Annotated in this window: 10 protein-coding genes; 5 read left to right on the forward strand and 5 right to left on the reverse strand. The window is 32.3% G+C overall.

Annotated features, from left to right (window positions below; translation table 11 throughout):
- Nucleotides 1–4 precede the first annotated feature (4 nt).
- The gene (locus Q1A73_RS19490) at nucleotides 5–445 is read right to left on the reverse strand and encodes a response regulator (RefSeq protein WP_299609011.1); all 441 of its coding nucleotides are present in this window, start codon (nucleotides 443–445) and stop codon (nucleotides 5–7) included.
- Nucleotides 417–4,472 (reverse strand): CheR family methyltransferase, encoded by a 4,056-nt coding sequence (locus Q1A73_RS19495; RefSeq protein WP_299609013.1) that lies wholly within the window; start codon nucleotides 4,470–4,472, stop codon nucleotides 417–419. The genes Q1A73_RS19490 and Q1A73_RS19495 overlap by 29 nt, the downstream gene beginning before the upstream one ends.
- A gap of 280 nt (nucleotides 4,473–4,752) precedes the next feature.
- Between Q1A73_RS19495 and Q1A73_RS19500 the strand changes: the two genes are divergently transcribed.
- The 4 genes from Q1A73_RS19500 to Q1A73_RS19515 are packed head-to-tail and all read left to right on the forward strand — an operon-like array spanning nucleotide 4,753 to nucleotide 8,516.
- Nucleotides 4,753–6,972, forward strand: a complete 2,220-nt coding sequence (locus Q1A73_RS19500) for an ATP-binding protein (RefSeq protein WP_299609016.1) — start codon at nucleotides 4,753–4,755, stop codon at nucleotides 6,970–6,972.
- On the forward strand, nucleotides 6,962–7,366 hold the full coding sequence (locus tag Q1A73_RS19505; protein WP_299609019.1) for a response regulator: 405 nt from the start codon (nucleotides 6,962–6,964) through the stop codon (nucleotides 7,364–7,366). Before Q1A73_RS19500 ends, Q1A73_RS19505 begins: the two co-directional genes overlap by 11 nt.
- An 11-nt stretch (nucleotides 7,367–7,377) precedes the next feature.
- On the forward strand, nucleotides 7,378–7,917 hold the full coding sequence (locus Q1A73_RS19510) for a response regulator (protein ID WP_299609022.1): 540 nt from the start codon (nucleotides 7,378–7,380) through the stop codon (nucleotides 7,915–7,917).
- Nucleotides 7,917–8,516: a biliverdin-producing heme oxygenase gene (locus Q1A73_RS19515; RefSeq protein ID WP_299609024.1), complete on the forward strand. Its 600-nt coding sequence runs from the start codon at nucleotides 7,917–7,919 to the stop codon at nucleotides 8,514–8,516. The genes Q1A73_RS19510 and Q1A73_RS19515 overlap by 1 nt, the downstream gene beginning before the upstream one ends.
- Here Q1A73_RS19515 and Q1A73_RS19520 read toward each other — a convergent pair.
- The 3 genes from Q1A73_RS19520 to Q1A73_RS19530 form a co-directional block, all read right to left on the reverse strand.
- Nucleotides 8,503–9,582 (reverse strand): glycosyltransferase family 9 protein, encoded by a 1,080-nt coding sequence (locus tag Q1A73_RS19520; RefSeq protein WP_366141477.1) that lies wholly within the window; start codon nucleotides 9,580–9,582, stop codon nucleotides 8,503–8,505. The two genes, Q1A73_RS19515 and Q1A73_RS19520, sit on opposite strands and share 14 nt — an antisense overlap.
- Before the next feature lie 10 nt (nucleotides 9,583–9,592).
- Nucleotides 9,593–10,201, reverse strand: coding sequence for a DUF4254 domain-containing protein (locus Q1A73_RS19525; RefSeq protein ID WP_299609026.1), 609 nt, complete (start codon nucleotides 10,199–10,201; stop codon nucleotides 9,593–9,595).
- Between the two features lie 514 nt (nucleotides 10,202–10,715).
- The gene (locus Q1A73_RS19530; RefSeq protein WP_299609028.1) at nucleotides 10,716–11,636 is read right to left on the reverse strand and encodes a DUF6427 family protein; all 921 of its coding nucleotides are present in this window, start codon (nucleotides 11,634–11,636) and stop codon (nucleotides 10,716–10,718) included.
- 113 nt (nucleotides 11,637–11,749) lie between these two features.
- Between Q1A73_RS19530 and Q1A73_RS19535 the strand changes: the two genes are divergently transcribed.
- The gene (locus Q1A73_RS19535; RefSeq protein WP_299609030.1) at nucleotides 11,750–11,980 is read left to right on the forward strand and encodes a uracil phosphoribosyltransferase; all 231 of its coding nucleotides are present in this window, start codon (nucleotides 11,750–11,752) and stop codon (nucleotides 11,978–11,980) included.
- Nucleotides 11,981–12,039 lie beyond the last annotated feature (59 nt).

The following is a 12,039-nucleotide window of genomic DNA, read 5'->3' on the forward strand; positions in this document are numbered from 1 at the left end:
TTTTCTACGCATCTACAGTATGGAAATCTGGGTTATTAATATAAAAATCATAAACTCTTTTTAATGTACTTTCCTCCAACGGTTTCTCAATAAAATCATGCACCAATTCTTCTTTCTCGAAAGCTTTTACTCGATCTTTTTCCCAATTAGAAGTTGTAAGAAATGCCAATAGTATATCTCCTCTATTTTCTTTAGGTAATTTAGCATATTCTTCTAAAAACTCAAAGCCATCCATCTTAGGCATATTGATATCCAAAAAAATAACGTTGGGTCGAGGAAACTCATCTTCACTACCCTTGAATTTTCCAGTTCTATTTAAATAATCCAGAGCTTCCAAACCATTATAAGCTTCAAAAACCTGATTAGCAACTCCACTAATTTCTATCAGTTTTTTATTATAAAAATTAGTGGATTTACTATCGTCTACCAGCAGTATGCAATTCATCTTTTTCATATTTATTATCTAAAGTTAACTTAGCAATGGAAAAATAAAAGGAAGAACCTTTATCTGTAGATGACTTCACCCATATTCGTCCATTATGATTATCTACTATCCTTTTGCAATTTGCTAATCCGATGCCAGTACCTTCATACTCTTCCTGGCTGTGTAAACGTTTAAAAACTTCGAATATCTTTTCGTGATATTCTTTTTTAATTCCAATTCCGTTATCCTTTACAAAAAACTGATAATCTCTTCTTTTGAGCTCAGAACCTATCTGAATGATCGGGGCTACATCAGGTTTTCTATATTTTAGACTGTTCGAAATTAAGTTCTGAAACAATTGCCGAATCTGAATAGCATCACACGTAATTTCGGGGAGTTTTTCTACCAAAATTTTTGCTTTATTATCATCAATTGTTTTTTGTAAATCCTGCACAATTTCTTTTACGATTTGATTCAAATCTACTGTTTCAAAACTTAGGGATTTGTCATCTAACTGGGAGTACTGTAACAGATCATTGGTAAGTGTGATCATCCTACCAGAAGCATTTTCTATAAAATCTAAATAGGTGTGACCATTTTCATCCAGAACCTCACTATACTCTTGCTTAAATAATTTTGTAAAACTAGTCACCGTTCTAAGCGGTTCTTTAAGATCATGACTTGCTAAATACGCAAAACGTTCCAGCTCTACATTAAGCTGTTTCATTTTGTTTTCGGACTGTTTCTTGCTATGTATATCGATAAGAGTTCCTACAATCTTTTGTATATCTCCGTTAATTTCTTTTTGCGCTCGCGCATTTACTCTATACCATCGATATCCATCATTTTTCGTTTTAATTCGAACATCCTCGTCTAATCCTTCTTGCTCCTCTACCTGTTCCTCCAGACTCTTTCTAAACTTAGTAATATCTTCTGGGTGAATGATATTAATAAAAGAAGAAAAAGATGGTTTTAATGATTTAGCATCATATCCTAATAGCTGGTAGAATTCTTTGGACCACCAAGCCTTATTTTTTATAAAATCGCTCCATTCCCATAAGGCTGCGCGATTCCCTTTTATCGCTAACTGTAATCTAGATTCACTGACCATCAGCTTCGATTGCAAACTTTTTACCTTATTAATATTCTGAGCTAATCCTAATACAGATATTACATCGCCATTTTCATCACGTTCGTTGACCTTATCAGTAGCATAAATCCATATAGGTTCCTTAGAAATCTTATGTTTTATCCTATACTCAACTTCCAAAATCTCACCATCATTTAGTGACTTTAGCCTTTTATGGTGCTTTTCAATCGCTTTTAAATCATCTGGATGAAATAATTTTTCCGCTAGATTCGCACCCAATTTTCTAATTTCATCTTCAGTATATCCGGCAATCTTAGCAATACTATCGCTTGAGAATATATTTTGCTTTTTTACTAGGTCATAGATATAGATAATCCCTGGATTGGTATCTATCAGGTGTGTTAAAAACTCATTGGCTCTTGCTGTTTCCTTTAATGCAGTTTTGGTTTCATGGATATTTATAAAATTAATCACCACTCCTCTAATCACATGTTCTTGATTTCTATACGGGAAAATCTGCATAGAAAACCAGGTGCCATCGGCACTTTGTACTTCTCTTTTATAAGATTGCAGCGTGTTTATAACTGTCTTAGACAATTCCATTAAATCTTGTCCTCCTAATGTACCAGAAAAATGATGGATAGGTCTACCAATATCTTCTACCCTTAGTTGAAAATGTTGATGAATCGCTGGCGTAAACTTCCTGATATTAAAATTACGATCCAGAAACACTGTTCCGATATTTACATTTTTAATCAGGTTTTCGATATCAGAATTAGATTCCAATAACTGCGTATTCTTTTCTTGTAGTTCAGCATTTACAGTATGTAATTCTTCATTTAAAGATTGTAATTCTTCATTGGTGCTTTGTAACTCTTCATTCGACGCCATCAACTCCTCATTGGTTGCCTGCATCTCTTCATTCGTAGTTTCGAGTTCTTCTATGGTGGACTGAAGATTCTCTCTGGTTTCTGTCAATGCCTCTTTTAACTCTTCTACCTCTGCTGTTTTAGCAAAAACCGATGGTACTACATTTTCTCCTAAATCGTTTAATTCTATTCCTTTCTGTTCAAAAAATAAGATCAGATAGCTTTTTTTATATACCGAACCTAAGCTTAACTCCTTAACAACAAGTTTAATTTCTTTTAGGATATCCTCTTGCAAAATTTTTACGATTCGTTCTATAGAGTTGGAATTATTATCACTCTTCCCTATTTTTCTGATCATAGTGGTTAGAGGGATTGCCAATTCGTCCGGCAACATTTTCATCAAATTATTGGTAAATCCTTCCTCTGGAAATTCGATATATTTTTTCAATTTCCCAGAAGCTTGTATAATTTCAAAACCTTCATCAACGCAGGCACAAACCACACCTAAATCTTCCATTAACATAGAATTAATGGACTTGATCATTTTATCAAACACCTTTTCCTTTTTACCAGCATTACGTGAGTCGATAGCATTGACACCTATTTTCCAAATATCATTATTGTACTGACTTACGAGTCTGCCTGGTTTTAGGTTTCTATATATTTTCCATTTCGAACTAACCTCATCAAAGTTTTTATCTAGTAATCCAATATTTTCAGAATTTCCTATGAACAGATATCCCTTTTCATTTAAAGCAAAATGAATACTGGTTAACACTTTTAGCTGAATTTCGCTATTCATGTAAATCAACATATTACGACAAGACACCAAATCCATTTTATTAAAAGGAGGATTTTGTAATATATCATGCTTAGAGAATATGATATTGCTTCGTATTGCAGGGTTGATTTGATAGGAGTTCTCTGTTACCGTGAAATATTTATTTAATAATGCTTGAGGAATCTCCGAAGCGATACTTTCTTTATACACTCCTTTAGAAGCAATATCTACAGCTTTTTCATTAATATCAGTTGCAAAAATTTTATACGAGCCTTTTTGTTTTGTTAGATAAAAATACTCTTCCAATAGTATGGCTATAGAATAGGCTTCTTCTCCAGTAGAACAGGCAACCACCCAAACCTTAATTGGTTCATCACTACTTTGTTTTGCTCTAACAATATTAGGGATCACCTTTTGTTTCAGCTCATCAAATGCCTCTTGATCCCTAAAAAACTTCGTCACTCCAATTAAAAATTCTTTTGCTAATATAAATTTCTCTTCAGGATATTCGTAGAGGTAATTAATATAGTCTGCAACTGTCTTATTTTTAGTAATACTCATTCGTTTTGCTGTCCTTCTAAACAAGGTTGGCTTTTTATACGAGAGAAAGTCGTACCCTACATAACTTTTGATCATTTTCAGAATTCGTTCTAAAGATTGAGCACCTTCTATATGATCATCGACTGAATTTAAATTAAAATTATCATGAGCTACAAAATCCACCAATTCTGCTGGCATTTCTCCAGGAGATAACACAAAATCTGCTAACCCTTGAGAAATGGCACTTCTTGGCATTCCATCAAACCTGGCACTTTCCGGACTTTGTACAAACAAGGTTCCTCCTACCTCTTTAATAGACTTTGCACCTTTGGTGCCATCCGAGCCTGTACCCGATAAAATAAAACAAATTGCCTTATCCCTTTTTTCTACAGCTAATGATTTAAAGAAAATATCTACCGAAAAATTCATCTGATTGTTTGGTGGTCTTTTTGTAAGCACCAAATAACCATCTCTAATGATAATATTTTTATTTCCTGGAATAAGATATACGTGATCTGGTTTCACTTTCTCATTTCTCTGAGCTTCCGCCACCTTCATTTTAGTATGTCGCGAAAGGAGTTCGGGCATCAAACTCTTGTAATCTGGAGATAGATGTTGTACAATCACAAAGGCAAAACCAGTGTCGGACGGACAATGATCAAAAAATTCTTCCAATGCTTTTAAACCACCTGCAGAACTTCCAATACCTATAATAGGAAATGATTGATTAGTACTCATCTCATTTCCTTCATTCTCAGATTTTACCATAGAAAATAAATCGACAAAAATTAATGTTCAAAAAATCGGGGTAAGTATAGTAATTTAGATCAGAGATCTTACCCTAAGATACTAACTTTTATCCTAAAATTTTATTAACATTTTAAGATTTACGGATAAACCTTACTATTATTGATGGATAAGCGTTTATAGAGAATTAAATCATTTATTTTCTAAAGCAGGAAAACAGAATCATAAGGGAATTTTCCGTCAACATAATTTGTTTTTTTATTTCAAGATTATTCATACTTTTAAAAATAATTTATCAAAAATGTCAACTTTTTCTCCTTCACAACTTTATCCTAAAAAAATTGACCTTACCAATTGTGATAAGGAACCTATTCATATTATAGGAAACATACAAAAAAGAGGGTTTCTCCTGACTTGTAGTTTCGAAGAAAGGAAATTGTTACGTTATAGTAAGAATATAGTCGATTTATTTTCCATTGGTGTAGACGTTCTTTTTAATGAACCCATTGAATCTTTATTCGAAACTCACAATATCGATATCCATGTTATACTAAACAAATTAGAAACAAAAGATGTTGTACACCAAGAAGTCCATATTAATAATGCACCGATAACTCTAATTACTCATAAAAATACTACTGAGTACATTATCGAATTAGAGCCAAATTCAATTGAATTAAATCCTTTTGAATATCAACTTCAGTTATCGGAAATAGCGACAAAAATTAACACAGAAAATAATGTCTCCGAAAAATGTAACTCAGCTGCTAGATTGATCAAACAATACCTTGGATATGATCGTATTATGATCTATCAGTTTGATGCGGATTGGAATGGAAGCATTATTGCCGAAAGCAAAGAAGAACATTTGGAAAGTTGGTTAGGATTGCATTATCCATCAACAGATATACCGCAACAGGCACGTAAATTATTTCTAAAGCAAGGGGTACGGATTGTTGATGACGTAAATTCAGTTCCTACTCCAATTATCACAAATGAGAAAAATACTGAGCTGCCTCCTTTAGATTTATCCAAATCAGAACTAAGAGCAGTATCTCCCATACATATTGAGTATCTCCAAAACATGAAAGTTGGTGCTACTCTAACAGCTGCCATTGTATTTAATGACACTCTTTGGGGACTTATTGCTTGTCATCATTACAGCCCGAAGTTTATCAATTTTTACCAGCGTCTTAGTTGTAAATTCTTAGCACAAATTTTCTCCACGAGTCTTCAATTAGACGCTAAAAACAACGTTTTAGACCAAATACAAAAGAGTTCTATTACGCGAAGTGTCTTAATAGATCAAATTACCAGAGAAAAAGACATCGTATTAGGATTATCCAGATTTGATATTACTCTTAATGATCTTACGCACTCTACTGGAGCTGCTATTTGTATCGATAATGATATTACGTTAATTGGTACTTGTCCTGAAATTGAGCAAATAAGAGATCTTATCAACTTTATTAGTGAACAAACAACTGAAAATTTTTATCAAACTAATTCAATTAGTAGAGCGTTCGAAACAGCTAAAGCGTATAAAAATATAGCCTCTGGAGTACTATGTCAATTTATATCTAAAGCTAAAAAAGATGCGCTCATTTGGTTTAAGCCAGAAGTTATTCAGAATGTAGATTGGGCTGGTAATCCAGATAAAGCTGTTTCTATTGATGAAGACGTTCGCTTGTCGCCTAGAAAATCTTTTGAAAAATGGTCTATAGAACAAGAAGGAATCTCAGAACCTTGGACCGATAACGAAATAGCGGCAGTGAAAAGTCTTAACAAAAGTATCTCTGATATTATTATTGAAAAATATAATGAGGTTAAGGAGTTGAATGCTCGCCTAAAAATGGCGTATGATGAATTAGAATCCTTTAGTTATAGTGTATCTCATGATTTGCGTGCTCCACTAAGAGGTATAGATGGTTTTGCACACATCATCAAAGAAGAATATTTTGATAGTTTGGATGATTTTGGAAAAAACTCTGTAAAAACGATTATCGATTCTGTAGAAAAGATGAATACTTTAATCGATGATATTCTAGAGTACTCTGGTCTTGGGAAAAAGCCTGTAGAATATAGATATTTTTCACTTATAAAACTTACCAAAGAACTGTTAGTAGATCTCAAAAATATATATCCAAATGTTCAGGTGGAAATACAGGATACGATGCCCGATTTAAAAGGTGATAAAACAATTACTACCCTCTTAATCAAAAATTTATTAGAAAATGCCATGAAATATTCCTCTAAGAAGGAAAAGCCTTTGGTAAATATTGGCCACTTAAAAGATACAATTTATTACATAAAAGATAATGGAATAGGTTTCGACATGAAACATCAAAAAACCATTTTTGGTGTATTTAATAGATTAGTAAATGATGAATATAGTGGTTCGGGTATTGGCTTAGCCATCGTTAAACGAGTAGTGGATAAACATAAAGGTAGAATTTGGGTAGAAAGCAAACTCAATGAAGGAACTACGTTTTACTTTAATTTAGAATCTCATGATGAATAAACAACATCACATACTTTCGGTAGAAGATAATCCAAACGATGTCATGCTTATGAAGAGAGTTTTTGAAAAAAATACTCCTGACCATAAAGTACATTTTACTCCTAGTTCTGATGAAGCCTTAGACTATCTAGCGTCTAAATACCAAGAGGAAAATCTTCCAAACTTAATCTTATTGGATATAAAACTTATTAGAGGGAATGGATTGGATTTATTACACGATTTAAAAAAAGATAGTAGATACCAGCACATACCTGTCGTAATGTTAAGTTCTTCGGATAGAGAAGATGATAAGCAAAAGGCAAAAGCATATGGATGCGATGATTATGTAGAAAAACCACGAACATACCTAAAACTAAAAGAAGAGTTGCCAAAAATAGTAGATAAATGGAGTTAAAACTATAAACGATGATCCAAGAAAAGTTTAAAATATTAGTTGTAGAAGATAATATCAATGATGCTTCTCTCATAGAGTATCATTTAAATAAGATTTTAGAAAAACCTGATATTCGCAAAGTTGATACATTCGAAAAATTTACACAAGCGGTACATTTTTTTGATCCAGATGTCATTATTTGTGACTACAAACTAAATGGTTTTACAGGTATGGAAGTATTGGATTATGTAAATAAAGAAACAACTATACGTCACTTTATATTTGTAACTGGAACTATTTATGACGAGGAGTTAGCCGCAGAAACAATTCTTAGCGGTGCTACGGGTTATATCCTAAAAAAACATATAAAATCCCTCTCTACAAAGCTTTTACCTTATTTTCAAAAGATTGCCAATAGTAAAAAAACAGAAACCTTACCTCCTGGTCATGAAAAAACACTAGAAGCCATGCAAATGTTTATCGAAAGTGCTAAACGAGATAACGAAGCCATTATGCAAGGATATCTAGAAATGAAAAAAACATTAGAGAAATATAAATATCTAAAAAATTAATGCTGTCATTTTTAAAAAAAGAAACCGATCAGCTTCATAAAGAAGTAGAAAAAAATAGTTTGGCCCGATTTATATTAGATCAATCCATTACTGTAGAAAAGTATACTCATTTTTTACTACAGAATTATTACAGTTATCTGGAAATAGAACAACAGCTAATAGCAAATAAACAATTAGCTCCTGATACATTGTTATCTTTTATTTCTAATGAAAAAAGCGATGCTTTGCACAAAGATATAGCCTATTTATCGGATCATGATCTATTGAATGATGAAGAATTTTCATTTTCTGTGTCCTCGACTGCGGCGCTTATTGGAGCGCTATATGTGATTGAAGGTTCTATGCTAGGAGGTTTATTAATTTCTAAACGCTTGAAAAATTGTAAGCATTTAGAAGAGGTAAAAGAGTTTCATTTTTTTGGAAAAAACCCAGAACAATCGTTAACCCGTTGGAAAACCTTTACAAAAGTAGTAGAAGAATTATCATTCTCTGAAGAACAGCAACAACAAGGTGCATTAGCTGCTAAAAATGCATTTATGTGTTTTAAAAAATATCAGAATGTGGATTATGCACCGTCAACAACAATTACAAGTTTTTGATCGCTTCAACCACCGTTTCTGGTTTAATAGAATACATTACCTTTTCGTATCCTGGAGGGAACTTATTGCCATAGATAGAAGTAGGAATTTTATCGTATTTGGCAAGATTAGGCAGTATTGCATTTTCCAAAGGTTGCCCAAAAGGCATAAAACCAGCAAAAGGATGTGTTACTCCCCAAAGTGTGATGGTAGGAATTCCAAACATAGCTGCTAGATGTGCATTACCACTATCCATAGATAGCATTCCATCCAGATTACCGATAAGTTTTAATTCATCTTCAAAAGACAACTTACCCGCCACATTGATCACATTTTGGTACTTACTTTCGATATTATTTAAAATCGCGATTTCCTTTTTACCACCTCCAAACATTAGAATCTCATAGGTATTTTCACTATCCAGTTTTTCTATTACTTCAATTAGTAGTTCTAATGGATATACCTTACTTTGGTATTGGGCAAACGGTGCTATCCCAAGCCATTTTTTAGCAGAATTCTTTGTGAGCTCAACTATTTCTGAGGTTAACGCAGCTTTTTCTGGAAAGGAATGATGATCTAAATCAATAGGATATCCCAACTTTTCAAAAACGTCTGCATATCGTTGATGGGTTGTTTTTAGTTGCTTGAACTCTTTGTTTTCAGATCTGGTCAACGCTTTTTTCTCAGCTCTTCCCTTATCTATCTGTACTACTTTGATTCCTCTTAACGCAAAGAAGTTTTTTAACACATTAGATCTTAGCACATTATGCAAATCAGCCACTGCCGTAATTCCTGTCCTTCTAAGTTCTTTAGAAAGCTTTGATAACCCAAAAATTCCTTTGTGTTTTCCAGTAACATCTGCATGATATACGTCTACATTTTCTATATCTGAAAAAATAGGTTCGAAAAATTTTCTTGTAAGTACGGTAATTTTAACATTAGGATATGCCTCACAGACAGCTCGTAATACAGGAACTGTCATGGCTACATCTCCCATAGCAGATAATCGAATCACAAGAATATGTGCATCAAAGCCCTTCTTAGAAAGGGCTTTGTTATTTTCTTGTATGTTCTTTTTTTTGCTCAAAAAAAGGATGTTATTTTTCTCCTCGTAATACAGGATTTAGCTCATCGTCATTATACATTTTCATCTGCTTGTATACTTTCATATACTTATCACCATTTTCAATATCATTTAGTAAGGTATCGATTGCTGTAGAAAGATCTACTTGTTGTTCTAATAATACATCATACTTTTTCTGACACGCTTCTTTATGCGAATCAGATGCTCCTTCTCTTACTGTTTCCTCATGCATATGATATACCTTTAGTGCCAGAATTGATAAACGATCTATTCCCCAAGCTGGACTTTCTGTATTAATAGTAGCATCTTCTTTAGCAACTACTTCTTTATACTTTTCTAAAAAATAACTATCGATATACTCCACCATATCAGTTCTATCCTGATTAGAAGCATCAATCTGTCTTTTCAGCTTTAAAGCTGCTACTGGATCAATTTCTGGATCTCTGATAATATCTTCGTAATGCCATTGCACAGTATCGATCCAACATTTGCGATATAACAAATGTTCTATTTGCTCAGATTTGCTATCGTAAGGATTAGAGAATTCTTGATCCACACGATCCTCCACATGATACTTTTCTATAACTTCTTTAAAAATCTTATTTGCTTTATCTGTAAACATGCTGTTCTATTTTTCTAAGATATGTAAATATTCATTAGTCGCTGAGGCCTTATGATTTCTGTTTTCGTTATTATTAAATCACATTCCCCATAACGCTTCATTATTTGTCTTATTTTTCGGTGCCACCATCAATAACCCTTGATTATTATAACTAAGGAAAATATAGTCGAATTTAGCATTTTTAATTAGCTATCCATAAACTGCTATTACTTTCCTTTTTTACAATAGTTGGATCTTGGATATGATCACAAACCTGTTTTTCCAACGGGCACAAAGGTATCATATTTTGCAATAGTATTTAAAATATGGCAATTTGATCCATATTGCCTAAATTAAATGTTGGATATCGATTTAAAATATCTACTCCGATCTTTTAAGTCAGCACATTACTGTCTTGAAATTTAGCAACATTCTCCAAGATAAACTCTTGAATAGTAAAGATTTAAAACATTATACTTTTGTAAACTTTATGATAGGTGCAGAATATATTGAGCGAACATTTAATAAGCATCACTCAAAACAATAGGATAACAAATGGCAACAGAAGAAATATCCAAATATTAATTTCTTTTACAAGTTTACCTTGATCCATCTCCAGATAAGTAGTACCAATAATTGCCAATGGAGCTGTCACGAATACTATTTCTGAAGTGTTTTTATTTGGAGCGATTGCTATGATTGCCAAAGCGATTATCCATTGTGATATAATTAATCTTAAAATGGGTTTCAGTTTTGTCGACTTTCGGTTAAACCTTAAAAAATATATGGTAAAGAAAAACAAGGCACATATAGTAATAACTCCTACAGAAAAAACGCTTTGTTGATTGACATAATTGCTAAAGGAAAATGATATTGGATCTACATAATCGAAAATCGTAAAAACATTGTCATAAACTAATAAAGTAAAGCAATTAGAAAGCACATAAGTAGCTATTAAAGAAATTCCAGGAATAAGCCAATTCCGATAATTTTTGGGTTCAAAAAACAAAATACCTAAAAATACAAAAATCATAAAACCAATGCTCCAAAAATAGGCCACAGATGCTAAACTTATAAAGAGAGAAGCATCTAAAATTTTAGATTTTATATGTTTCCCATTTCTAAGGCTAAGTGTACTTCTAATACCTAGAATTACCAATAAATTAGCTAATAAAATATAAGGGTTGATCAGCGAATTGGGTAATAACGCAGTTAGAAAAGCAAAAAGCAATATGGTGTTTGTACTTTTTTGAGTTAAATCGTTTTTCTGAGTAACTAAGTTTAATACTAGCATTGCCAAAATATAGACAACACTACCACCAAAGAACATTAGAATACTGATATAATCTAGACTAAAATTTGTTTTATAATACGCTGTTACGTATAGCAAAAACATGTATAAGCCTACTATTATGAAATTTATCGGTTTTGATTTACTAAAAAAGCTTGATAACACTACTATTTTTTATATTTTTGCGTCAGACAATACATTATTGTTTTTAACTATAATATTACTAATTTATAAAAAGTTTTTTGTTAGCTTTTTATAATGAAAATGAAGATCATATTATGAAAGATTTTTTTGAAGCTATACAATCTTTATTTGTAGATGTACTTTTTGCACCTCTTGACGCCCTTAGAGCTTTAGAATTAGAAAGTTGGACTGCAGCTAATATTATAAACTGGTTATTTATGCTAATCGGTTTTGTAGCTTTTCTTTACTGGATGAAGGAATTGAAAAAATTTAATGACAACAATGAAGAAGATAGAGACCCAAAAGCTCATTCATTTTTGGATTAAATTATTTACATACGAACTAAAAAAGCTCAATGTTTATTTACATTGAGCTTTTTTTGTGC

Source organism: uncultured Aquimarina sp. (genome assembly GCF_947492115.1).
In the GTDB taxonomy this organism is placed as follows: Bacteria; Bacteroidota; Bacteroidia; order Flavobacteriales; family Flavobacteriaceae; genus Aquimarina.